Genomic DNA, 23,437 nt, shown 5'->3' on the forward strand with positions numbered 1-23,437 from the left:
GTGCGCCGCGTCAGGCCGCCGCCGCCAGGCCTGCGTGGTGCCCGCGCGTGAAGGCCTCCTCGAACACCGAGTAGCCCGACCAGTCGGCATGGGCGAACAGCAGGCGCTGCGTGCCGGGCGTGGGCAGCACGCCGATGCGCTCTCCATTTGATAGCTGCCGGCGCTTGGTGGACGGGCGCTGCAGGCCGATTTGGCTTAAAAACGCCTGCGTGCCCGGCAGGGGGACAGCCATGGCATGGCCGTAGCGCGTCAGCTCCATGCGCGTGGCGCGCTCGGCCAGGTCGGGGTGGGCCGCGCCCAGCGACGCGGCGATGGCGCCGGCCCAGTGCGTCCAGGGCGCGCTCTCCAACTGCCGGCGCGCATCCGGCACGTCGCCCAGGGCCTGGTAGTAGGTCAGCACCGTGGGGCGGGCCAGCAGCGCGGCGCCGGCCAGGCGCTGGTGGCCGGCGTCCACGTAGCCCAGGCCGCCGGGCACGGGGTCGGCGTACAGCACGTTGTCCCAGGCCGGGGCGGCGCCGGGCGCGTCGGCCAGGGGACGGTCCAGGTGCACGTTGGCCACCAGCCAGGGCGCCCAGCGCAGGCGCCGCGCGGCCTCGGGCAGGAAGGCGGGCGCGCCCTCGGCCACCACGCGCGCGGCCATGAAGGCGGGCAGGGCGACGATGCAGCGCCCGGCCTGCCAGCGCTCGACGCGGCCGCTGGCGTGGTCCAGCGCGTCCACCTCCACGCCGTGGCGGCGCTCGGCAATGCGCAGCACGCCCCGGCCGGTGAAGAGCTGGCCGCCTTCGATCAGCGGCGCGGCCAGGCGGGCGGTGAGCCAGCCGTTGCCCTCGGGCCAGGTCAGCACGCCGGCGTCGTCTTCGCTGTGCGCGGCCTCTCCCGGCGCGGCAAAGCCGTGCCGGCTGGCGAAATAGTGGATGCCGGCCCAGGCCGACACGCGGGCCGTGCCGGCGCCGTAGTCGTCGCGGCAGCAGTAGTCCAGGTACCAGCGCAGGTAGGCGTCATGGAGGCCCTCGCGCGCCAGCCATTCATCAAAAACCATAGCGTCCAGCGCTTGGTGGACGGGCGCTAGGGGCTGATTTGGCTTCCAGTTTTTCAGCGCCGGCATGGCGAAGGGCGCGGTGCGCGACAGCTCGGCCACGCGCTGGCCGAAGCGCCGGTACTGCGCCAGCGTGGCGCCCCCCACGCCCTGCACGGGCAGCAGCCCTTCCTGCCAGTGGCCGTGCAGGTACAGCCGTTCCTGCGGGCTGTGCACCAGGTGGCGGCCCTGCTCGCCGCCGTAGTGCCAGCGCCCGGCGATGCGCTGGCGCAGGCCCAGCTCCTGCAGCAGGTCCTGCACCTCGGCGGCCGCGTCGCCGGGCACGGGCAGGTAGTGCGCGCCCAGGGGGCAGGGCAGGCCCTGCAGGCTGCCGGCGCGGCTGTTGCCGCCGGGCGTGTCCTGCAGCTCCAGCACTGCCACGTCGTGCCTGCCGGCCAGCCGCAGGGCGCGCGCCGCCGCCAGCCCGGCCACGCCGGCACCGGCAATCAGCACACCGGTGCGCCGCTGCACATCGGGTGTCAGGGCCAGGCCCTGGGCCAGGCGCTCGCGCAGCGCGTGGCCGCGCGCCAGGTCCGCGCCCTGCCAGCCGCCGGCCAAGGACGGGCGCGCGTCCTGGCAGCCGGCCAGGGCCAGCAGCGGGGCGGCGGCCAGGAGGTCGCGCCGGCGCATGCCGATGGCTTTTTCAGTCGGCCCAGCGCTGGCGGATCTCCAGCAGCTGGGGCAGCAGGGCCTGGAAGCGCTCGGCCAGCGCCGGGTCGAAGTGCCGGCCGGCCTGCTCCTGGATGTGGGCCATGGCGGCCTCGGGCGTCCAGGCGCGCTTGTAGGGCCGCTCGGAGGTCAGCGCGTCGAACACGTCGGCCAGGGCGACGATGCGTGCCTCCAGCGCGATGGCCTCGCCGGCCAGCCCCTGCGGGTAGCCGCTGCCGTCCCACTTCTCGTGGTGCTGCAAGGCGATGGTGCGGGCCATGGCCAGCAGGCCGCCCGGGTGCTCGCCGATGATCTGCGCACCGATTTCGGGATGGGTGCGCATCACGTCCCACTCCTGCGCGTCCAGCGGCCCGGGCTTGCGCAGCACGGCGTCGGGGATGCCGATCTTGCCCACGTCGTGCATGGGCGCGGCGTTCAGCAGGTCCTCCGCCCAGGCCGCGCTGCAGCCCAGCGCCAGCGCCAGCAGGCGGGCAAAGTGGCTCATGCGGATGACGTGCATGCCGGTCTCGTTGTCCTTGTACTCGGCGGCGCGGCCCAGCCGCTGCACCAGCTGCAGGCGCGTGTCGCGCAGCTCCTGCAGGCGCACGAGAGACAGGTGGTTGCGCACCCGCGCGCGTACCGTGGCGGCGCTGATGGGCTTGGTGATGTAGTCCACGCCGCCGGTGTCAAAGCCCCGCGCCTCGTCCTGCGGGTCGGCCAGTGCGGTCACGAAGATGACGGGGATGGCGGCGGTGGCCGGGTCGGCCTTGAGCGCGGCGCACACGGCGTAGCCATCCATGCCCGGCATCATCACGTCCAGCACGACGAGCTGGGGCTGCTGGCTGCGTGCGATCTCCAGGGCGCGGGCGCCGTCGGTGGCGAACAGCAGGCGGTAGTCGGCCTCCAGTACATGGCGCAGCACGTGCAGGTTGGTGGGCTCGTCGTCGACGAGCAGCAGCCGCGGGCGGAGGTCTTCGGCGGGCGTCATGGGCTTTCTGGGGCAGTCCGGTACGGTTCAGGAGCATTGCGGCCAGATGTGGCCGCGCAGGGTGTCCAGGTGCTGGCGCGCCTGGTCGAAGTCGAAGCGCTCCAGCGCATCGCGCAGCGCCCCCATTTGTGTGGCGCTCAGGTGCTGCTCCAGCAGGGCCACGGGGCCGGCGGGCAGTTCCCCCATGGCCAGGGCGGGGGCCAGGGCGTCGATGGCGGCGCGCACCTCGGCGCAGGCCTGGGCGCCGAGCCGGCCCGCCGGCGCGGGTGTGGGCGCGGGTGCTGCGTCGGGCGCGGCCACGCTGGCCAGGGCCGCGCGCACACCGCCCAGGGCGCCCTCCAGCGCGTCCAGCAGGGCGGGCCAGGCGGTGTGCCCGCCGTCTGCGGCGGTCGCGGCAGCCTCCAGCTGCTCGGCGCTGCGGTGCACGGCGGCCAGGGCCAGGTTGGCCGCGGCGCCGCGCAGGCGGTGCGCGCCGGCGGCCAGGGCCGGCGCGTCGCCCGCACCGGCGGCGGCGCGCAGCGCGGCCAGCTGCGCCGGACCGTCCTCCAGGAAGCGCTCGATGGCGGTGCGCAGAAAGCCCGCCTGCGTCCACAGGCGCACCCCGCGGTCCCAGTCGATGGCGGGCAGGGCGTGCTCGTCAGCCGCATCCGCATCCGGCGTGTGCGCCGGCTCGGCCGTGCCAGGCAGCGGCGCCACGCCCAGCACGCGCACGATCTCGGCCATCAGCTGCTGGGGCTGCAGCGGCTTGCCGGCGAAGCCGTCCATGCCGGCGGCACGGGCGTTGCGCCGGTCCTGCTCCAGCACGCTGGCCGACAGGGCGACGATGGGCGTGGGCCGCTGGCCCTGGGCGCGCTCGTGCTCGCGCATCAGGCGCGTGGCCTGCAGGCCGTCCATGTCGGGCATCTGCAGATCCATCAGCACCAGGTCGAAGCGCTCCTGCGCGAAGCGCTGCACGGCCTGGGCGCCGCTGTCCGCCTGCGCCACGTGGTGGCCGCCGCGCGACAGCAGAAGCTCCAGCAGCTCCAGGTTGGCCGGAACGTCGTCCACCGCCAGCACGCGCAGCGGGGTCAGCGCCGGGGCGGGCGCAGCGGCGTCGGCCGGGTGCGCGGCGGCGGCAGGCGGCGGCGCCTCGGGCAGCGGCAGGTGCACGCTGAAGGTGCTGCCCTGGCCGGGGCTGCTCTGCACTTCGATGCGCCCGTGCATCAGCTCGGCCAGCTGGCGCGCGATGGTGGTGCCCAGGCCGGTGCCGCCGTAGCGGCGCGTGGTGGAGGCGTCGGCCTGCGAGAAGGGCTCGAAGATGCGCTTGAGGCCCTGCTCGTCCATGCCGATGCCCGTGTCCTGCACGGCCAGCGCCAGCGCGCCGCCCGTGCCGCGCACGCGCAGCGTCACACCACCCTGGTGGGTGAACTTGAGCGCGTTGCCCATCAGGTTGAGCATGATCTGCTGCAGCCGGAAGGCGTCGCCCAGCCAGAATTCGGGTACTTGTGCTGGGTAGTCCAGCTCCAGCGCCAGGCCCTTTCTGGCCGCGGTGATGCGCAGCGAGGCCAGCATCTGCTCGCACAGCTCGCGCAGGCTGAAGGGGGCGGTCTCCAGCTCCACGGCGCCCTTTTCCAGCTTGGCCGTGTCCAGGATGTCGTTGAGCAGGCGCAGCATGGAGCGCGCCGAGTGCTGCACTATCCCCAGGTGGCGGCGCTGGCCGGCTTCCAGGGGCGAGTCCAGCAGCGCCTCGGTAAAGCCGATGATGGCGTTCATGGGCGTGCGGATCTCGTGGCTCATGTTGGCCAGGAAGGTGCTGCGCGCGGCGGCGGCCGCCTCGGCGCGCTCCTTGGCGGCGCGCAGGTCCTGCACCATGGCGCGGCGCTGCGACAGGTCGGTGGCGAACTTGATGACCTTGGCGACCTTGCCCTCGGCGTCGAAGACCGGGTTGTAGTTGGCGTGCAGCCAGACCTCGCGCCCGCCCTTGGCGAAGCGCTGGAACTCCCCGCTCCTGAACTCGCCGCGCGCCAGGGCCTGCCAGAACGCCTGGTAGTCTGGGCTGTGGCCGTACTGCGGCGCGCAGAACAGGGCGTGCGGCTGGCCCCGCACTTCGTCCAGCGTGTAGCCCATCAGGGCCAGGTAGTGGGTGTTGGCGCCGGTCAGGCGGCCTTCCAGGTCGAACTCCGCCGCCGCCTGCGAGCGGCCGATGGCCGCCACGATGCCGGCGAACTCGGCGTTGCGCGCCTTGTTCTCGGTGATGTCCAGGATCACGCCGTCCAGCAGGCGCGCGGTGCCGTCCTCGTCCGGCACGCCGCGCCCGTGCTCGGCCACCCAGCGCGTTTGCCCGTCGCGCGTGGTGATGCGGTATTCCAGCCGGTAGGGCCGGCCGGCCTGCAGCGCCTGCTGCAGCGGCCCGGCGGTGGCCTGCGCATCGGCCGGGTGGATGAGCTGGCCGAAATGCACGCGCCCGTCCAGGAAGTCCTGGGCGCTCCAGCCCGTCAGCGCCTGCACGGCCTCGCTGATCACCAGCATGGGCCACTGGCCTTCGATGCGGCAGCGAAAGGCCACGCCCGGCAGGTTGGCCATGAGTGAGCGCAGCTGCTCCTGGCCGTGCTCGCGCTCGCGCTGCAGCGCCTTGTACGCGCTCAGGTCGGTCAGGAAGCCGACGAACAGCGGCTCGCCGCCGTGCTCCACCCGCCCCACGGCCAGGCGCATGGGCATGCGCGTGCCGTTCTTGCGCAGCGCCTCGACCTCGCGGCCGGAGCCGATGATGCGCCGCACCCCGGTGCTCAGGTGGGCATGCAGGTAGCCGTCGTGCGCCGAGCGGTAGGGCTCGGGCATGAGCATGTTGACGTTGCGCCCCACCACCTCGTCGGCGCGCCAGCCGAACAGCCGCTCGGCCGCCGGGTTGAACGACTGCACGATGCCGTGGCCGTCGATCATGACGATGCCGTCCACGGCGGTTTCCAGCACGGCGCGCTGGCGTGATTCGCTGGCCTGCGTCTGGCGCAGCATCTGGCGGTAGCGCAGGTTCACGTTGATGGCTAGCGCCAGCAGGAACAGCGCCAGCGTGACCACCACGATGGCCACCGGCAGCCCGAACTGCACGGCCGCGGCGTCATCGGGCGGGCGCAGGCTGTCCACCGGCTGCACGAAGCGGATCGCGGCCATGCCGGTGTAATGCATGCCGCTGATGGCCACGCCCATCACCGTCCCGGCCAGCACGGTGGCCAGCGCGCGGTGTTTCAGCCAGCGGCCGCGCAGGCCGAAGCGCACCCACAGCGCCACCACCGCCAGCAGCACTGCCACGCCGATGGACATGGCAAACCCCAGCGGGTCGTAGCGCAGGATGGGCGCGATGTCGGAGGCCTGCATGCCGATGTAGTGCATGGCTCCGATGCCTGCGCCCACCAGCACCCCGCTGCCGATGAGTACCCGCAGACGGATGCGCGGCTGTGCCAGCATGCGCAGCGCCACCCAGGACGCGCCCAGGCTGGGCAGGATGGACCAGGCGGTGGTCCAGCGGTCAAAGCGCCCTTGGGCGCACACCTGAAAGGCCAGCATGGCCACGAAGTGCATGGCCCAAATGCCCGCGCCCAGCGCCAGCGTGCCCGAGGCCAGCGCCGTGTGCCGCGTGCCGGCGCCGGCCGCGCGCCGTGCCAGCGCTGCCATGTGCAGCGCCACCACGGACGCCGAGATGGACAGCAGCACCGACAGCAGCACCAGCAGCGGGCTGTGCTGGCGCCACAGCAGCGGATAAGGCTCCAGGCCGCTGGCGAAAAAGGAGTCAAGCATGAAAAGTTACCAAGGCAGCCCGGTATATCGGTTGCATTGTGAAGGGCCTGAAACGAAATTACATATTCGTGCTCAATGCCCCAGCACGCGGCCCCACTCCTGCTCGTAGGTGTGCACCAGCACCTGGTTGGACAGGCGGTTGACCTCGGCGGGCACGCGCGCCATGTCGCGCGGAAAATCGAGCAGCGGCGCCAGCGACGGCAGGTCCAGAAAGCGCAGCCCCGCGGGCAGCGCCGGCGGCTGGCGCCAGGGCCGGTGGCCGGCGATGACGAAGCCCCATTCGCCGAAGCTGGGCACGTGCGCGTGGTAGGGCGTTGCGCCCAGGCCCACCGACTCGATGGTGGCCACCACCGTCCAGAAGCTCTTGCGCGCGATCAGCGGCGAAGTGGTCTGCACCACGGCATAGCCGCTGGCGGCCAGGCGCTGGTCCAGCAGGGCATAGAAGCTGTTGGTGTAGAGCTTGCCGATGGCGAAGTTGGTCGGGTCGGGAAAGTCCACCACGATCACGTCGAACGGCTCCAGCCCCGGCTGCTGCAGCCACTGGAAGGCGTCCTGGTTGACCACCCGCACGCGCGCGTCGTGCAGCGCGTCGCCGTTCAGGCGGCGCAGCAGCGGATGCTCGGCGAACAGCCGCGTCATGGCCGGGTCCAGCTCGACCAGCGTGACCGACTCGACGCCGGGGTACTTGAGGATCTCGCGCACCGCCATGCCGTCGCCCCCGCCCAGTACCGCCACGCGCCGGGGTGCGCCGTGCGCGGCCATGGCCGGGTGCACCAGCGCCTCGTGGTAGCGATACTCGTCGCTCTCGGCGAACTGCAGGTTGCCGTTCAGGTACAGGCGCAGGCCCTGGCGCCCCTGCGTCAGCACGATGCGCTGGTAGGGCGAGCTGTGGCTGGCCACGATGTGGTCCTGGTAGAAGCGGTCTTCGGCGAAGCGCGTGATGTGCTCGGCGCCCGCGAGGCCCGCCCCCAGCGCGGCCAGCACTGCCGCGCAGGCCAGCGCGTGCGCGCGCAGGCGCCGCAGCTCATGGCGGAACAGCCACAGCGCCCACACCGCCACCGCCGCGTTCATGAAGCCGAACAGCAGCCCTGTGCGCACCAGCCCCAGTTGCGGCACCAAGAGCAGCGGAAACGCCAGCGACACCGCCAGCGCGCCGAGGTAGTCGAAGGTCAGCACCTGGCTGACCAGGTCTTTCAGCTGCACGTTGCGCTTCAGGATGCGCATGACCAGCGGGATCTCCAGGCCGACGAGCGTGCCCACCAGCAGCACCATGCCGTACAGCAGCACCCGAAAGGCCCCGGGCACGTAGGCGTGCGCGATGAAAAGCGTCGCAGGCAGCGCCCCGCCCACCAACGCCACGAGCAATTCGATGCGCAGGAAGTGCGCCGGCAGCTGCCGCTCGAAATAGCGCGACAGCCACGAGCCCACACCCATGGCGAACAGATAGGTGCCGATGATGGTGGAGAACTGCAGCACCGAGTCGCCCAGCAGGTACGACGCCAGGGCGCCGGCCGCCAGCTCGTACAGCAGCCCGCAGGCGGCGATGACGAAGACGCTGGCGAGCAGGGCGACGTCCAGCGGCCGGGGGGTGGCAGGCAGGGCCGGAACGTTCATGCCAGGGCAGCATCCAGTTGCTGCGCCAGGCCGTCCCTCGTCAGCCAGCCGAACACCGCGCGGCCACCGCTGGCGCGCGCCCACAGTTCACCAACCTGGCGCTTTTCCAGCTCGTAGGGCTCATGCTGCAGCAGGCCCTTGTACTCCAGCAGTGCCACGCGGCCATCCTGCAATTCAGCGACGAAATCGGCGAAAAAGCGTCCACGCGAGGTCGGCAGCGCAAAGCCGCACGGAGCAGTGTCCAGGTTGCGTACCCAGTGGCGCACGCGCGGGTGCCGGTCGATGAGCTGGGCGCAAGCAAACTCCTCGCCGCTTGCCTTGAGGTCGGCGAGCACCGGAAAGTAATGCCTGGCGAAACGGTAGCGCCCCGCATAGCGCGTGGCCGCGGGCGCCGGATAGCGGCCGGGCTTGAACACGTGCGGCTGCGTCCAGTCGGTCTCCACCAGCCACGCTCCGTTCGCATCGCCCTCGCCCAGCACCTTCTGCCGGAACGCACGCTGCGCCGCGTTCTGGCGCAGCTCGGCGGCGTGCTGCTCGATGGCCCGCGCCAGGCGGAAGCGCCCCTGCGCCAGCGCCACCAGCGGTACGTTGCAGGCGTGTAGCTGGTGGTGGACCACAGCCGTGAGATAGGCCCGCCGCTGGACCTGCGTCAGGTCGGCAAGGGGTTTGAACAGCGACTGGTCCAGCCAGCCGACCAGGGTCTGGGCATCGATACTGCTGCCGTGCCAATCCATGGGCATCTGCGTGCCATCGGCCAGGCGCAGGGTCACGCGCTGGCGCTCCAGGCCGATCTCGAACAGGTCGGGCTCCTGTACCTCCTGAAACCCGCTCAGCTGCACGGCGTGGGGTGAGAGCCAATCGACCTCGACCGCCTCCAGCACCGCTTCGCGCTCCAGCGGCCACAGCGGGGCCTGCGCATCGGCCCGATAGGCCAGGCGCGGCAGGGGCGCGAAAGCCGCGCCGCGCGTGGCGGGCGCGGCCTGCGCGGCTGCCAGGGCGTTGTGCTGCGCCACCTGCTGGCGCAGCTGTTCCTGCTTCTTCGCGCCGCGCACCTGGGCCAGCAGCAGGGTTTCGGTGTCCTGGCCGATATGCGCCAGCACACGCAAGCCCGTGCCTTGCGGCAACGCCTGTACGCCGGGCTGAGCCAGCAGCTCCGGCGTCGGTGTGATCGTTTCAAAAATGGTACCTATCGGCGCTTGCTGTACGGGCACTGCAGGGTAATTTGGCTCCAGTCCCTCCCACAGCGGCAGGCTGGCGGGCGCGGCCAGCATGCTGGCCACATCCAGCGCCTCGAAGCCCATGTGCCCGATGAGCCGGTCCGCCAGCGCGTGCGCCGCCTGCGAGAACGAGGCCGCGCAGACATGGGCGTAGGCGCGGTTGAGCGCCTCGCGGCCGCGCCGCTGCGCATACGGCATGCGCAGCACGCGCCCCAGAAGCTGCTCGACCGCCGTAGCGCTGCTGAGCTTTTGCAGGCTGCACAGCACATAGGCGAAGGGGCAGTCCCAGCCCTCGCGCAGGGCCTGCACGGTGATCACGTAGCGCACCGGGCAGTCGCGCGCGGCCAGGCGGATGTCGTCCAGGCCGCGCTCCTTGCCCGTCGCCACTACGATGTGCTGCGCGGGCAGGTTCAATTCCTGCACTAGGTAGTCGCGCAGCTTGTCGGGCGGCATCTCCTCGCCTGCATTGTGCGCCTGGAACAGCACGATGGGACGCACATAGCCCGCGCCGGCAGCTTCGTCCTTCAGCGCCTCGGCCTCCAGCTGGCGCTGTGTCTGCACGGCGGCGAATACAGCGGCGGGCCAGCCCTCGGCATGCTCGGCCAGCACGATGGGCAGCTTGATCATGTCCTCGGCCGCGAGTTCTTGTGCGCTGACGTGGTAGAGCACATTGGTCTGCGCGGGCAGGGGCGTGGCCGTCAGCTCCAGGATGAAGCTCGGGTTCAGGCGCTGCAGGGCGGTGAAGCTCTTGTCGGTTTTGGCGTTGTGCGCCTCGTCCACGATCACCAGCGGCTGCTGCAACGCCAGCCAGTTCGCCAGGCTCCAGCGCGGCTGGTCGACAAAGCCTGCCAGCACGCCGGTCGCGTCGCGCGCCGCGTCCTCAGGCGTGACCAAGGCGTCGGGCAGGGCGCGCAGCGGCGCCAGCGCGCGCTCCGGCACGCCCTTGAAGTGGCGCTCGAAGCTTTCGGAGAAGCTGTAGACATTGCGCTGCCCCGCGTCCTCGACGCGAAAACTCTGGATGGTGGCCACTACGACCACGGCGGTGTGCCCCCAGTCCGGCGGGGCGATGTGCGCCACATCCTCCAGCGCACACACCCGCAGCCCCTCGCCATAGGCCGCCACCAGCGCCGCCCGATACGGATGGCCGGGCGTCTGCAGGCTATGCATCGTCTGCGTGCGGATCGCGTCGCTGGGTACCAGCCACAGTGCCACGGGAGCGTCCTGCCCTATCCAGTCGCGCGCCAGCAGCGGCACGGCGTGCGCCGCCAGCACCGTCTTGCCGCCGCCGGTGGGGATGCGCAGGCACACGCAGGGCACCGGGCCGAAGGCGCCGGCCTGGTAGGTACGCCCGGCCTGAGCGGCAAACGCCTGCGCCGCGCCCTGCACCCGGGCGGCCAGGGCGTAGTCGGACAGCGCCTTGAGCGCTTGCTCCTGGTAGGACTTGAGTGTGAGAAGGGTCATGACGGGTTGTCCTGACTGCTGCGGTACGCCTGCTGCGGCGAGCTGGGCGTGTCCGGCAAGGTCATGGCGATGCGTCGTTGCGCCAACAGCGGGCGCAAATAGTCTTGCCGGATAGTTTCAGGCTTACGGCTGAGCAACAAAGCCAGTTCTTCGGCCCGCCAATCCCGCACGCTACAAAGTGCCACTACCAGTTCGCGCACCAGCTCCGGAGGATGGCGGCGGCCAATTGCCCCAATGCGAGCCGCCAATGGACCTGGAATGTCATCCAGCAATGCATTGCGCTCCTCTTCAAACTTGCTGGATAAGCACTCAGGCTTACTGGATAAGCCGTCCGGCATACTGGATAAGCACCCCGGCTTACTGGATAGTGCGTCCAACTTGTCAATCGAAGCACCTGGCGCACTGCCTAACAGCTTCTCCGTGGGCTGGTACCAGGTCGCCGAGCCCCGGCCCTGCTGGCTGAGCAGGCCGGCATCGCGCAACCGGCCCAACGCGCTGCTGGCAGTCAGGGTGTCCACCTTGTTCAGGGCGCGGTAGGTGGCGTTGTCGATGGCCCCTGCCTCGCGGGCCACGACCAGGGCACGGGCTTCTTCGTCGCTCAGCTGCAGCTCCTTGAACTGCGCCAGCCAGCGAATGTCGCCCTCACCCAGAAAGTGGTGAAAGAAAAACAGCGTGCTGAACTGGTCCTGCCCCCTATCGGACTCGAACAGGGGCGGCACCAGCCCGGCCTTTTCCATGGCCTCGCGCATGGCCCGAATGCCGCTGCCCTTGGTTTCGGCAAAGCGGGTTTCGTGCAATACGGCGGCGATGTGGGGATTGCGCGGCATGGAGCCAGGCTCGCCCAGATGGTCGGGCGACTTCAGCGAGAAGCCCGGGTTGCGGATTTCCAGCCGGTTGGCGTAGCGAATCACCTGCACCGGCGCCTGCGCGCGGTAGCTGCGGTGTATCAGGGCGTTGACCAACGCTTCGCGCAGCGCGCGCAACGGAATCACGGGCGTGTCGCTGCGTTGCAGTTGGCCTTCCGCCAGACCGAAGCCCTTGGGCAGATCATCCAGCACGGCCGCCTGGGTGCGGCGCAGCAGCGTGAACAGCGGCGCGCGCAGCTCCACCGTGTCAAATCGGCGGTCAGGGTGCGGCACCCATTCACGCCCCGGCACGCGGATGTAGTCCACCCGCGTCATGGGAAAGCAGCGACGCAGGGCAGCCGCCTTGCCAAACAGCAGCAACCCGGCCACCGTGGGCTGCCATGCGCCGGTCGCGTCGCGCCGCACCGCATGCAAGGCCTGCAACAGCTCCGTATCGCTCCAGCGCAGCTCCTCGGCATCGGGGTTGGCCTCAGCCCGCGCCTGGCGGTAGTCGGCCATGGCGCTTTCGTCAAAATCCTCCAGTGCGGCGCCGGGCACCAGCCCCGCGTCGAAGCTCTCGCGCTGGCGCGACTGGTACAGCAGTTCCAGGTCGTCCTCGGTGCAGCGCTGATCGGTGCTGCCAATGCGCCGATACGCCCCCTTGGGCAGCCCGGTGGCCTTGAAATAGAGGGGCTTGTCCTGCGGCGCGGCCTCGGGCACGAAGACCACCACGACAGGCTCGCCCGCCAGCACCTCGGTGCGAATCTCCACGCGCAGCGGCAGGTTGAACACCGTGGCGCACTGGCTGGCCAGGTCGGCACTCAGCTTGTCGGGGTGTGGCGCACCTTCCACCGCATAGCCGGGAAACAGCGCCTGCTCGTCGGGCGCCACTCCCAGCAGCAGCCAGCCACCGCCCAAATGGGGTTCATTGGCAAAGGCGCAAACGGTCTCCAGCAGCGAACGCCCAGCCTCCTGCGCGCGCTTGGCCTCGATGCGCTCGTTTTCATCGAGCAGATTCAGGCTCTCCAGCAGCTCCTGTGCGGTCATCGCCTCACCTCGCCTTCACGTCATACGGAATGTGCTTGAACGTGACCCGTGCGCGCGCCAGCGTCTCGGGGCCCAGGCGGTTGGCCTCGCCATAGACCACCAGCGGAGCGTCGGGGTGCGACGTGCCGGCGTGCAGCGCCAGCAATGCTTCGAGCACGGCGCGGGTCAGCACGTTGCCGCCGGCGGGGCGCTTGTCGCCCAGGATGCCGTTGAACAGCAGGTAGTACGCGGTGCGGCTGCGCAAGACGGGCTCCGACATCGGCTCGGACGCGGTTTCAAGCGAAATCGGCCCCTCGCCCTCAGCGGTCAAGCGTGAGCAGCTATCAAAAACAGAGTGTGTGCCCAGCCAGGGCGTGCCGGCGCGACCCTGGGCGGGGTCGAAGGCGGTGCCCGTCTCCTGCTGCCAGACGAAGGCCGCCAGCGTGGCGAAGCGCACGTCCGGGTGGATGCAGCCGTCGGCGTCGAAGATGGGCGCACCCAGCCGCGCGAAGCGAAAGCCCCCGCCGCCCTGCCAGCCCATCGCCTGGCTGATGCCGCCCTGCTCGCCGGCGATCACTTTCTCCAGGCGCGGCAGGCAGTGCGTGGCGGCGTGCTCGCCCATCTCGATGCCGATCCAGCGCCGGCCCATCTTGTGCGCGACGGCGGCCGTGGTGCCGGAGCCGAGGAAGCTGTCGAGGACGAGGTCGCCGGGATTGGTAGCGATGTGGAGGATGTTCTGTAAAAGCTTTTCTGGCTTGGGGGTTCCGAAAGGCGTTTCGCCAGGGAAAAGCGCCATCACTTCACGCTTTGCGTCCTGCGTGTGCCCTGCTTCCGAGTGCGGCCAAATACTGCGAGGAACAACGCCAGCCTGAACCTCGTTAAGGAAAAGTTTCACGGCAGGATTGTTGGTGCCGTTTGCACCAAAACTGATGCGCCCTTCTTCAACCATCCGCCAAAAATCAGATTCAACCATTCGCCAGTGGCTACCCTTTGGTGGCGACACCTGTCGTCCAGAAGGCGTCGTAATGGTGTACATCAATCCTTCGTGGCGTTCTTCCGGGGCAAAAATCGGCCCGAGACGCCAAGGCCCGCGCGGATCGTTGTCAGGGTTCTTGTATTTGCCAGCGCTTTCTTCTGATCGAGGCAACAGCCCTCGTATGTGCTTCCAGGCGTCCCCTGACGGCGAGTAGCAATGGATGTAGTTGTGGGCAGGAGAAATAGCAGCCGTTCCGCTGCGGCCATAGAAGTTCTCCCAAATCACAGTGGAAATGAAATTTCCCCGCCCAAACACCTCATCCATCAGCACCTTGAGGTAATGCCCCTCGTGGTCGTCGATGGTCACCCAGATCGATCCGTCCTCACTCAGCAACTCGCGCAGCAATTGCAGGCGCGGCAGCATCATCGACAGCCACTGGCTGTGCTCCAGATGGTCGTCGTAATGCTCGAAGGCGCTTTTCGTGTTGTAGGGCGGGTCGATGAAAATGCACTTCACTTGGCCGCGGTAGAAGGGCAGCAGGGCTTTCAGGGCTTCGAGGTTGTCGCCCTGGATCAGCAGGTTGTCCGGCGCGGTGGCTGCGTCGCCGTGGGTGGAGACGGTGTCCAGCAGGCGGTAGGGCACCTGGGCGACAGTGGTGAAGGCGGTGGCGCGGTTGAGCCAGTCGAGCGTGGGCATGAAGCGGGAGAAAGATAGTCGGAACAGTCGGGTGCGGCCAAGGGGCGGCACAGGCGCCGTAGTCAGTCAGGGGATTGTTCCCGTATTCGCATGCGCCTTCTGCCATCCGGCCCCTGGGGCCTAGGCATCAGGCCGCGCCCGGCTGCGCCGCAGGTCCCGCTGCATGAACAGGTACAGCCCCTCCACCTTCTCGCGCGCCCAGGGCGTCTTGCGCAGGAACTTCAGGCTGGACGACACGCTGGGCTCGCTGGTGAAGCAGCGCAGCGGAATGCGCTGGCCCAGCTCCTGCCAGCCGTAGTGCGCCACCAGTGCGGTGATGATGGCCTCCAAGGTCAGGCCATGCAGGGGGTTGCGCGGCTGGGCGGGCGGGGCGGGTGGGGTGGTAGGAGTCATGGCAACGGAAAGACAGGCGGGCCGCACGGTGCAACCGGGCAGCCCGTTGCGGGTTGGATCAAAAGCCCGGCCTAGTGGATCGCCGCCGCCACGATGATGCTGATCCCCAGGCACATCGCCGCCACGACCAGCGCCAGGGCGCGGTTTTGCTTCTCGACGATCTCGGCCCACAGGTCGGTGGGGGTGATCTTGTCGATCAGCCAGAAGCACAGCCAGAAGATGAGCACGCCGATCAGCGCGTACAGGATGGACCCGAGGAAGGCCGCGGGCCGGAGCCATTCGATTCCCATCATGGCGATTTCTCCTTGAAAAATTGCGTGTGCGTCATTTGTGCCCGCCGCCCGAGGTATAGCCGCCCCACGAGCCGCCAGAGCTGCGGTAGCCGGTGCCGGACGAGCCCGAGCAGTTGCTCATCAGCACCAGCAGGACGACCAGCACGATGAGGATCAGCACCACGGTGCCGCAGCCGATGCCGGCGCCAGCGCCCACGGGGCCGGCATCCTGGCGGCGGAACAGCCCGGCCTTCTCGCCCAGCTGGAAGGCCCGGGCCACCACGGCGCTGTCCATGCGCTGGCCATGCGACCAGGTGACTTCGCCCGGCGCCTGTTCGCGCGACAGGATGCCCTTGCCGTCCACGGCTGCGAAGTCGCTGTTGCTGGTTTGTTGTCCGCGCTGCACGGGCCAGTAGAACTCGCCGGCGACGTAGTGGGTCTCGGCGCGGTAGGTGGAGGTCAGGCGGTACTGGCGGCCCAGGTAGCTCGCGCTGTGTGCGCCGGGCTTGTAGGCGGGGGCACCGGTGGTCGGGCGCACCAGGCTCCAGCCGTCGCTAGCGTCCACCAGGAAGATGAAGCCGCGCTGGCGGTTGTAGAGCAGGTATTCCTCCCAGCCGAAGGATTCCTCGTCGTCGTCCCCCGCCTCCACGCCGGTGCGGTGCTGAAAGCCTACGACCTGCCAGGCCGCGCCCTCGAACTGCCCGGTGCTGCCCAGCGGGATCAGCGGCTCGACGGGCTCGTACTGCGCGGCGTGGCGCAGCTCGCCGCCGATGCCGGCGCTCAGGTCGATCAGGCTGTGGCAGGACGGGCAGGTGCAGCTCTTGCTGGCGGACAGCTGCACGCGCACCGGCGCGCCGCAGCTGGGGCAGGCGAACTGGCGCGCTGCCTCCTCGCGCACCGATGCGTCATCGCGCAGCCCCTGCAGCTGCAAATCCTCCAGCCGCACGGCGCGGCCGCGCTGCACCTGGGGCGGCTGGGTGCCGTAGTCGATGGACAGCACCTCGCCGCCGCTGCTGCGCAGCTCCACCACCTGGAAGGGCGTGCCCAGCGGCGGCAGGGTGGGCAGCTCGCCCTCGGCCGCGACCAACTGCGCCTGCAGGTTGGCGGCCACGCTGAAGGGCTCGCCGTCCACCGCGGTGGTCATGCCCACGCGCAGGTGGGCAGCGTCCGGCAGGGCGCGGCCCGGCGCCGCCGGGCGGGTGAAGACGTAGGCGCCGTTGTCCTCGCCCAGCGTGGCGCTGCTGCCGTCCTGCAGCAGGGCGATCCACTCCGCCCAGCGGCCCTGCGGGCCCTGGTACTGCAGCCGGCCGATGAGGGTGAAGGCCTGGCCCTGGAAGCGGCCGCTGGCCATCAGCTGCAGCGGGCTGTGGTCGTCGAAGACCTCGGCCATGGTGCCCAGGCGCTGCAGCACGTCGCCGCTGCGCACCACCGTGCTCTGGCAGTAGGGGCAGACGGCGTGGGTGGACTGGGCGCTCTTGAATTCCACCGGCGCCCCGCAGCCGGGGCAGGGCGCGCGGTAGTGGCGCTGGGGGGCGCTGCTCGCCATGGGCAGGAAAGTTGTGGGTGCTTTTGGCCTCCAGCGCTTATGGGTCAAGCGCTGGTAGCTCTTGTTTTTATAGCGTCAGACGAGCTTTTTCAGCAGCTCGGCCTTCTTCGCGTCGAACTCGTCCTGCGTCAGGATGCCCTTGGCCTTGAGCTCGCCCAGCTTCTCCAGCGTGGCCATGACCTCCTCGGGCCGCACGCCCACGGGCGCGGGCTGCGGTGCTGCCGGTGCGCCGCCCTGGGGCTGCGGCTGCTGCAGGCCCTGCTGCAGGTTCTGCGCCAGCACCTGCCCCAAGGCCACGCCGGCGCCCAGGCCCATGGCGTCGCCCGCCACGCCGCCGCCCTGGCCGCCGCCTTCGGCGAACTTCGGGATGGCCTGGGCCGTCTGGTACTGCATGAAGCGGCCCATGTCGTTGCCGACCATGCCCATGCCGATCTTCTGGTCCATGACCTTTTGCAGCTCCTCGGGCAGGGACAGGCTTTGCACCGTCATGCCCTCGAGCTTCAGGCCGATGCGCTCGAACGCCGGCTGCAGGGTCTGCGCCAGGGCGTCGGCAAACATCACCTGGTTGGCCGCCAGGTCCAGGAAGGGCACGCCGCTGGCGGCGATGGCGCTGCTGATGTTCTGCAGCACCAGGCCGCGCAGCTGGCCGTCCAGGTCGGCCACGGTGTATTCGCCGCGCGTGCCCGAGATCTCGGTGTGGAACAGCTTCGGGTCGGCCACGCGGTAGGCGTAGTTGCCGAAGGCCCGCAGCCGCACGGCGCCGAAGTCCTTGTCGCGGATGGTGATGGGTTGGGGCGTACCCCACTTCTGGTCCACCTGCTGGCGCGTGCTGAAAAAATACACGTCGCTCTTGAAGGGCGACTGGAACAGCTTGTCCCAGTTGCGCAGGTAGGTCAGCACCGGCAGCGTCTGCGTGGTCAGCTTGTAGGTGCCGGGGCCGAAGACGTCGGCCACCTGGCCCTCGTTGACGAAGACGGCCATCTGCGACGCGCGCACCACCAGCGTGGCGCCGTTCTGGATCTCCATGCCCTCCATGGGGAAGCGCCAGGCCAGCGTGCCGTCACTGTCCTCGGTCCATTGCAGGATGTCGATGAACTGCTTCTTGATGAAGTCCATGAGGGCCATGTGCGCTCCCGAGCGGGTGGAGGAAGAGGAAAAAAGGCAGTCAAAACGAGCCGGCCATGATAGCCACGGCGCGCACTGCCCAGGCTGGGGCTATGCCCGGAGTAGGCAAAACTGATTGGCGCACACAAATGAGAATAAATATCATTTGACCAATCGTTTCCAGGAGCCCGCCATGAGCCGCATTCGCACCACCTTGCACCACAACCGCCTGACCCTGATGAAGACGGCCAGCTATTACGTGATCCACATCTGTGTGGCGGCCGGCGTGGCCTACCTGGTCACCGGCAACGTGATCGCCTCGCTGACCCTGAGCCTGCTGGAGCCCACGGTGCAGGCTTTTGCCTTCTTCTTCCACGAAAAGACCTGGGAGCGGGCCCTGCGCCGGCGGCGGGCGCAGCCGCAGCCTTTCATGGAGGCCGCCCATGCGCACGCCGCCTGACACCCGCCCCGCTGCGTTCACCGAATGGCTGGCGCGGAACCTGGCCTGCCTGGCCCGCACGTGGTGATTGGATGCGCTCCTGTTTAAATAGCTATCCGCGCTTGCTGGGTAAGCGCTAAAGCCCTATTTCAATGAAAAAGCCGCAGGCTGTGCGAGCCTGCGGCTTTTGTTGCGCGGGTGCATCGAGAACCGCGCGGTGCGCATGAAGCAGTGGGTTTGAACCGGCCCGGAGGGCCGATTCAGCCGCCATTGCTCAGAAGGGCAGCCGCACAGAGCTATCGGCAGCTGAAGCTGTCCGCATCGTCAGTGCTGCCCGTGCCCGAATACACGGCTTGCTTCGGATACGGGCACAGAGGCCGCGTGCGTACGGCTCGACCGGATTCCATGCGCGTCGCAACGAGACGGTCAGGAGCCGTGCCTTCTTCCACCCAGCGATCCAGGGCAGTCAGGAGGTCGCGCTCGGCATTCACGACAGGCGAGGGGCCTCCTTGGTTGCCGAAATTCGCCGTGCCGGTGCCGCCCGAGCAGTGGCCCATGCCAGGCACCAGGAAAAGACGGAAAAACGCATCCGTGGCGGCTTGCGACCCTTGGTGGCTGCGCACCTGCTCGTAATAGGCGATGGTGTCTACGGCATTGACCACGGGATCGGCCCAGCCCTGATAAACGATGGCCTTGCCGCCGCGCGCCTTGAAGGCGGCAATGTCCGGGTTGACCTGATCGACGAGCGGACTGATGACGGTATCTGCGAATTGGACATCCCGGTCGTAGTCGAAGGTCCACCAATCCCACTGCGGATCATTAAATGTCCACAGACGCCAGTAGTCGGCGCGCACCGGCTCCGTGCTGCCCCAGTAGGCGGACCAGCCTGACTCGGTACCCACCGGAAGGCCGGGATAGAGCTGAGCTTGGGTGCGTGGATTGCGCGGACCGGCATAGATTTTCTGGGCCACGGCAATTTCGGCGGGGGTCAGGCAGTCCGCCGCGTCGCCGCCCTGGCATTGCAGGGACTGGACATTGAAGACGTCCGCCGTACAGGCGCGCGGGTCTTCCATGACGCCATCGGTCACGCCGTCCAGCGCATCGCAAGCCTTCACGGCGGCGGTGGTGATCAGACCCGCCTTGGCCGCGGAAAGAATCACCGGCGAGTTCGTGCCAGGGGCTCTGTTGGACAGGAAGCGATGGAGGAATTCAACGTTCAGCCGGGTCCGGTTGTTGCCCGGCGCCCCGGCGATGACGCCGTCGAAATCCTCCGGATAGCGCTGGATTTCGGCGTAGCCCTGGTGTCCGCCCGTGGAGCAGCCGTAGTAGTAGGCGCGCTTGGCCTCGCTGCCCTGCAATTGGGCGATCAGCTGCTTGGATGGCTGGGTGATGGCATGGATAGAGCGCGTACCCCAATCCTTGATTTTTTCGGGATGGCCAACGCCCCAGAGCATGTCTTCGGTGGTATGCCCGGAATCTCCGCCAATCGCTGCATAGCCTTGGCGCATGGCGTAGGCCATGTCGCCATAGTTCAGCCGTGGGCTGTAGCCGCCATTGCCGGTGGCGACCAGCTTGCCGTTCCATGCGGCCGCCTGCGGCACCCAGACTTCGAAGTGGATGGAGGAGTCGCTGGTCGGCGTGGCATGGGCTTCGATGCGGCAAAACGCCGGCAAATCCGTCAAGGCCGAGGCGCTGCCGTTGGGTTGGTAGCTGCCGGCAGGGACAGCCTCTACCAGCTTGATGGAGGCGCCGCGCAGATCCAGACTGCCAAAGCTGGCGATGTCGCACGCTTTTGGCAACGCGGCCTCAGGAGCGTTCGTGCTACCGGTGCCGCCGCCACAGGCAGCAAGAACGGCTGCGGCGACTATCGAGACCGCAGGAAGGGTTTTCTTGAGCATGGCTTTGTCTCCTATTGACTCGTTGGTTTGTTCAACCAGGTAAGGCTCCCCCCCAGCCACGCTTGCCCATGAGCGGCAGGCCGGGGGAAGAAAAGAAGCGATGGGGCGGCCCGGCGCGCCGGGGCCGCGGCTTGTTCGGCCCCGATGCCCGGTCTTGCCCCCGTTGGCCCTGGTCGCTCAATCAGGGCAGCACGGCCGTGGCCTTGGCCCGCGCGATCTGCAGCTCTGCGTCACGCGGCAGCAGGAAGCGCTGTTGCACCAGCGCATTGGCCGCTTGCGTCACCGCTGCCACGTAGCCCGCCTGGTCACCGTACAGCTCTTCCAGCGAAGGTCGCGTGTCACCGGCCGCCAGCCGTGCGTTGCGCGTCTTGTGGAACGGGATGTAGCTGCCCGCGAGGTTGGCCAGGTCGGTGATGCCGGGCGTCGCAACGTAGTTGAACTCGATGCTGGTACCCAGCGGCGCACGGGCCTCCACGCTGCGGATGCCGGCGCGGGTCAGGCCGGTGGAGCCATCCACTTGCGGCACCATGATGGCGTAGTCACGCCCCAGGTCGCGCGGAGGCAGGATGGTGGCGATACCCGATTCGTCCTGCGGGATGTACTGCGGCCCGAAATCGAAGAGCGGGAAGTTGTTGTACAGGCCCCGGTAATTGAATTCGGGAATGGGGGTCTGCACACCGTTGACTGCCCAGGTCAGGCCCTTCATGGCAGGGAACGTCAGCGCTTCGGGGCGCACCAGCGTGCCATCGTCAATCCTGGGGACCTGGCTGGCAGGAGGGAGCGTGCCGCGCACCACCCAGTCCTCCAGATTCAGAAACAGCGCCCGGAAGGTGTCGTTGAAGTGCACCACCGTGCCCGACGGGTAGGTGGCTCGCGCGGGTGCATAGCTGATGCTGGCCGTGCCGCCGGCGCCGCCGTGCTGGGTGCTGGCGTAGTAGTAGATGCGGGAGTTTTCCGGCTGCTCCAGATCCTTCGTGCCATGCGCATCGGTGAGCACAGGGGAGCCCTGCAGCTGCCAGAACTCCGTGCCCGACAGGCCCAGGAAGAACTTGGGGCAGGTGTCGGTGGCGGCGCAGCGCTTCATCACGCCCCCTTGCCGGCCGCTGACGTCGTCCCTGTAGTCCTTGTCCAGTCCGCGCGGCGCGGTCTGGCCGAAGGCAGTGTGGTCGGTGCGCAGGCCGCCGCCCCCGCCGGGCACGGCAAAGCGCGTATTGATGTGCGTCTGGCGCGCGGCCACGTGGGCAAAGAGGCCATCGAACACCTTGCCGCCATCGAGCGCCTGGTTGAAGCCCAGGTGCAGGAAGGTCTTCATCGCATTACCCGACTGCGATGTGCCCTGCCCCAGCGTGTGCGTGATGTGGCCCGCCAGCGGGTTGGGCGTGCCGCCGGAATCCGCCGCCTTGCTGCGAAAGAAGCTCACCGTGTCGCGCAGTGCCGCCAAGCCCACGCCCATGACCTTCGGGTCCTTGGCCATATAGACCAGCTCATACAGATAGGCCGGATCGAAGCCGCCCTTCAGGCACACGCTGGTGGGGCTGGGCTTGCCGGGAAAGGAGTTGTCGCCGGTGTCGCAGGTGGCGAACTTCCAGTCCGAGGCAGGCACGGGAATGCGCGCATCGGTTTCGTTGGCCCGACGGGTGAGCGAGTAGCCGGGCTGCGTGTTGTCCAGGCTGGCGGGCTCGTAGGGAATCATGGATCCGTTGAACACCCCGCCGGGCAGCGCCATCGAGGGGCTCGCAACGGTCGGCACCAGCTCCGCGCGGTAAGGGCCGGTGATGCTGCTGCCGTCCGGATTGCGCGCCACGGGCACTGTCACCGTGAGGCGCGCAGGGTTGCTCTTGGGCACGTCGCCCTGCCAGGCAGAGTACAGCATCACGTAGCCGCGCTCCAGGTACACCGCATCGCTGGGTGTGGCCGTGGGGTTGAGCATGGTCAGAATATTGCCGCGGTTGGGCGCGTCATAGCGCAGCACACCGCTGGCCTTGGCCATGTTGCGTGGCTTCAACATGACGAACTCGGCTTTGTAGTCGACCATGCCATTGGCATTGGTGGGCGCCAACGCCAAGTCCTGGATAGTGGCGTTGCGGGGATCCTTGGGATCCACCTCTCCGCTGAGCGTGCCGGTCAGCCGCTCGTATTCGCCCACCTCCCCATAGCTGCCGGGAAACGCCTCGGTGGAGGTGATTTCCAGCTTGAAAGTGGGGCCTTGCGGGGCGTCATCGTTGCTGCTGCCTCCACAGGCGGCGAGGGCTGCCGCGGCCGTGGCAGCCAGCGCGAGCTTTCCGAGTTGCATGTCGTCTCCTTGGATGGAAGAGGGTGGCCGCTGACTGCGGCTCTGAGAAAGGCGCGGCGCCAGCTCTTCGCCGCGCCGGCAAGGCTCCGCCCACGCCTGCCCATGAGTGGCAGGCCGGGGGAAGAAAAGAAGCGATGGAGGCGGCCCGGCGCGCCGGGACCGCGGCTTACTCGGGCTCGATGCCCGCAGCCTTGATCACCTGGCCCCACTTCTGGGTCTCGGCGGTCTGGAACTGGGCCAGCTCGGCGGGCGTGCTGGTCCAGGCCTCCGAGCCCGCGTTGTCGAAGAAGCTCTTGGCGGCGGCGCTCTTGGTGGCGGCGCCCAGCAGCTCATTGAGGCGGGCCACCACCGGCGCCGGCGTGCCGGCGGGCACGTAGGCGGCGAACCAGTAGCCCATGTCGTAGCCCTTCACGCCGGCCTCGTCCAGCGTGGGCACGTCGGGCAGCTGGGCGCTGCGCTTTTGCGTGGAGTAACCCAGGGCGCGCAGCTTGCCCGCCTTGACCTGGGGCACGCCGGTGGAGGTGTCGGTGATCATCAGGTCGATCTGCCCGCCCAGCAGGTCGGTGATGGCCTGCGGGTTGCTCTTGTAGGGCACGTGCAGGATGTCCACGTCCGCCAGCTGCTTGAGCATCTCGCCGGCCATGCGGCTGGACGAGCTGCCGCTGCCGAAGCTGAGCTTGCCGGGGTTCTTCTTGGCGAAGGCCAGCAGCTCGCCCACGCTCTTGTACGGCGCGCCGGCGTTCACCACCAGCACCTGCCCGCCCTTGCCCAGGCCGGTGACGGGGGCGAAGTCCTTCACCGGGTCGTAGGACAGTTTCTTGTACAGGTGCTCGTTGGCCGCGTGCGTGGTGTTGGTGGTGATGAGCACGGTGTAGCCGTCGGCCGGCGCCTTGGCCACCGCGGCGGCGGCCAGCATGCCGCTGGCGCCGGCCTTGTTGTCGATGACCACGGGCCGCTGCGTGTCGGTGGTGACGGACTGGCCCAGGGCGCGCGCCAGCTGGTCGGTGGCGCTGCCCGCGGCGAACGGCACGACGAAGGTGATGGGCTTGGCGGGATAGGTCTGTGCCAGCGCGGCCGGGGCGTGCAGGGCGCCCAGGGCCAGCACGGCGCAGGCGGCGGCCAGCGCCTGGCGGCGCTTGGAGGAAGGGGAATGGGTCATGTCGTCTCCTGGTGTA

Annotated in this window: 15 protein-coding genes; 1 reads left to right on the forward strand and 14 read right to left on the reverse strand. The window is 69.0% G+C overall.

Annotated elements, in window-relative coordinates; translation table 11 throughout:
• Positions 1–10: 10 nt before the first annotated feature.
• From RT282_RS01695 to RT282_RS01745, 11 genes are all read right to left on the reverse strand, one after another.
• Positions 11–1,705 (reverse strand): FAD-dependent oxidoreductase, encoded by a 1,695-nt coding sequence (locus RT282_RS01695; RefSeq protein WP_313311415.1) that lies wholly within the window; start codon positions 1,703–1,705, stop codon positions 11–13.
• 13 nt (positions 1,706–1,718) lie between these two features.
• Complete coding sequence (locus RT282_RS01700) at positions 1,719–2,711, reverse strand: two-component system response regulator (RefSeq protein ID WP_313311416.1); 993 nt, start codon at positions 2,709–2,711, stop codon at positions 1,719–1,721.
• A gap of 27 nt (positions 2,712–2,738) precedes the next feature.
• Positions 2,739–6,482 (reverse strand): PAS domain S-box protein, encoded by a 3,744-nt coding sequence (locus RT282_RS01705; protein ID WP_313311418.1) that lies wholly within the window; start codon positions 6,480–6,482, stop codon positions 2,739–2,741.
• A 72-nt stretch (positions 6,483–6,554) separates the two neighbouring features.
• Complete coding sequence (locus tag RT282_RS01710) at positions 6,555–8,096, reverse strand: polyamine aminopropyltransferase (RefSeq protein WP_313311421.1); 1,542 nt, start codon at positions 8,094–8,096, stop codon at positions 6,555–6,557.
• Positions 8,093–10,774 (reverse strand): DEAD/DEAH box helicase family protein, encoded by a 2,682-nt coding sequence (locus RT282_RS01715; protein WP_313311423.1) that lies wholly within the window; start codon positions 10,772–10,774, stop codon positions 8,093–8,095. The genes RT282_RS01710 and RT282_RS01715 overlap by 4 nt, the downstream gene beginning before the upstream one ends.
• Positions 10,771–12,666 carry an ATP-binding protein gene (locus tag RT282_RS01720; RefSeq protein WP_313311425.1) on the reverse strand — a complete coding sequence of 632 codons (1,896 nt, stop codon included), beginning with the start codon at positions 12,664–12,666 and terminating at the stop codon, positions 10,771–10,773. Before RT282_RS01720 ends, RT282_RS01715 begins: the two co-directional genes overlap by 4 nt.
• A 4-nt stretch (positions 12,667–12,670) precedes the next feature.
• Entirely contained in the window at positions 12,671–14,317 is a 1,647-nt protein-coding gene (locus RT282_RS01725; RefSeq protein WP_313311426.1) for a site-specific DNA-methyltransferase, read from the reverse strand.
• 120 nt (positions 14,318–14,437) lie between these two features.
• The gene (locus tag RT282_RS01730; RefSeq protein WP_313311428.1) at positions 14,438–14,710 is read right to left on the reverse strand and encodes a VF530 family protein; all 273 of its coding nucleotides are present in this window, start codon (positions 14,708–14,710) and stop codon (positions 14,438–14,440) included.
• 71 nt (positions 14,711–14,781) lie between these two features.
• Positions 14,782–15,003, reverse strand: coding sequence for a DUF350 domain-containing protein (locus RT282_RS01735; RefSeq protein ID WP_313311429.1), 222 nt, complete (start codon positions 15,001–15,003; stop codon positions 14,782–14,784).
• Between the two features lie 31 nt (positions 15,004–15,034).
• Positions 15,035–16,528 carry a DUF4178 domain-containing protein gene (locus RT282_RS01740; protein ID WP_313311430.1) on the reverse strand — a complete coding sequence of 498 codons (1,494 nt, stop codon included), beginning with the start codon at positions 16,526–16,528 and terminating at the stop codon, positions 15,035–15,037.
• A 75-nt stretch (positions 16,529–16,603) separates the two neighbouring features.
• Positions 16,604–17,653: an SPFH domain-containing protein gene (locus RT282_RS01745; protein ID WP_313311431.1), complete on the reverse strand. Its 1,050-nt coding sequence runs from the start codon at positions 17,651–17,653 to the stop codon at positions 16,604–16,606.
• A 172-nt stretch (positions 17,654–17,825) separates the two neighbouring features.
• On the opposite strand from RT282_RS01745, the gene RT282_RS01750 reads away from it, so the two are divergent.
• Positions 17,826–18,092 (forward strand): DUF2061 domain-containing protein, encoded by a 267-nt coding sequence (locus tag RT282_RS01750; RefSeq protein ID WP_313311432.1) that lies wholly within the window; start codon positions 17,826–17,828, stop codon positions 18,090–18,092.
• A gap of 275 nt (positions 18,093–18,367) precedes the next feature.
• Here RT282_RS01750 and RT282_RS01755 read toward each other — a convergent pair whose 3' ends face one another.
• From RT282_RS01755 to RT282_RS01765, 3 genes are all read right to left on the reverse strand, one after another.
• Entirely contained in the window at positions 18,368–19,969 is a 1,602-nt protein-coding gene (locus RT282_RS01755) for a tannase/feruloyl esterase family alpha/beta hydrolase (protein ID WP_313311433.1), read from the reverse strand.
• A gap of 181 nt (positions 19,970–20,150) precedes the next feature.
• The gene (locus RT282_RS01760; RefSeq protein ID WP_313311434.1) at positions 20,151–22,262 is read right to left on the reverse strand and encodes an alpha/beta hydrolase domain-containing protein; all 2,112 of its coding nucleotides are present in this window, start codon (positions 22,260–22,262) and stop codon (positions 20,151–20,153) included.
• Positions 22,263–22,428: 166 nt separating this feature from the next.
• The gene (locus RT282_RS01765; protein ID WP_313311435.1) at positions 22,429–23,421 is read right to left on the reverse strand and encodes a tripartite tricarboxylate transporter substrate binding protein; all 993 of its coding nucleotides are present in this window, start codon (positions 23,419–23,421) and stop codon (positions 22,429–22,431) included.
• Positions 23,422–23,437 lie beyond the last annotated feature (16 nt).

The sequence above is a fragment of the Pulveribacter sp. genome (assembly GCF_032079985.1).
GTDB lineage: Bacteria > Pseudomonadota > Gammaproteobacteria > Burkholderiales > Burkholderiaceae_C > Melaminivora.

Bases quoted from the DNA above. Each gene is read 5' to 3' on its own strand.
- RT282_RS01695 (WP_313311415.1), bottom strand. From the start codon at position 1,705: ATGCGCCGGCGCGACCTCCTGGCCGCCGCCCCGCTGCTGGCCCTGGCC.
- RT282_RS01700 (WP_313311416.1), bottom strand. From the start codon at position 2,711: ATGACGCCCGCCGAAGACCTCCGCCCGCGGCTGCTGCTCGTCGACGAC.
- RT282_RS01705 (WP_313311418.1), bottom strand. From the start codon at position 6,482: ATGCTTGACTCCTTTTTCGCCAGCGGCCTGGAGCCTTATCCGCTGCTG.
- RT282_RS01710 (WP_313311421.1), bottom strand. From the start codon at position 8,096: ATGAACGTTCCGGCCCTGCCTGCCACCCCCCGGCCGCTGGACGTCGCC.
- RT282_RS01715 (WP_313311423.1), bottom strand. From the start codon at position 10,774: ATGACCCTTCTCACACTCAAGTCCTACCAGGAGCAAGCGCTCAAGGCG.
- RT282_RS01720 (WP_313311425.1), bottom strand. From the start codon at position 12,666: ATGACCGCACAGGAGCTGCTGGAGAGCCTGAATCTGCTCGATGAAAAC.
- RT282_RS01725 (WP_313311426.1), bottom strand. From the start codon at position 14,317: ATGCCCACGCTCGACTGGCTCAACCGCGCCACCGCCTTCACCACTGTC.
- RT282_RS01730 (WP_313311428.1), bottom strand. From the start codon at position 14,710: ATGACTCCTACCACCCCACCCGCCCCGCCCGCCCAGCCGCGCAACCCC.
- RT282_RS01735 (WP_313311429.1), bottom strand. From the start codon at position 15,003: ATGATGGGAATCGAATGGCTCCGGCCCGCGGCCTTCCTCGGGTCCATC.
- RT282_RS01740 (WP_313311430.1), bottom strand. From the start codon at position 16,528: ATGGCGAGCAGCGCCCCCCAGCGCCACTACCGCGCGCCCTGCCCCGGC.
- RT282_RS01745 (WP_313311431.1), bottom strand. From the start codon at position 17,653: ATGGCCCTCATGGACTTCATCAAGAAGCAGTTCATCGACATCCTGCAA.
- RT282_RS01750 (WP_313311432.1), top strand. From the start codon at position 17,826: ATGAGCCGCATTCGCACCACCTTGCACCACAACCGCCTGACCCTGATG.
- RT282_RS01755 (WP_313311433.1), bottom strand. From the start codon at position 19,969: ATGCTCAAGAAAACCCTTCCTGCGGTCTCGATAGTCGCCGCAGCCGTT.
- RT282_RS01760 (WP_313311434.1), bottom strand. From the start codon at position 22,262: ATGCAACTCGGAAAGCTCGCGCTGGCTGCCACGGCCGCGGCAGCCCTC.
- RT282_RS01765 (WP_313311435.1), bottom strand. From the start codon at position 23,421: ATGACCCATTCCCCTTCCTCCAAGCGCCGCCAGGCGCTGGCCGCCGCC.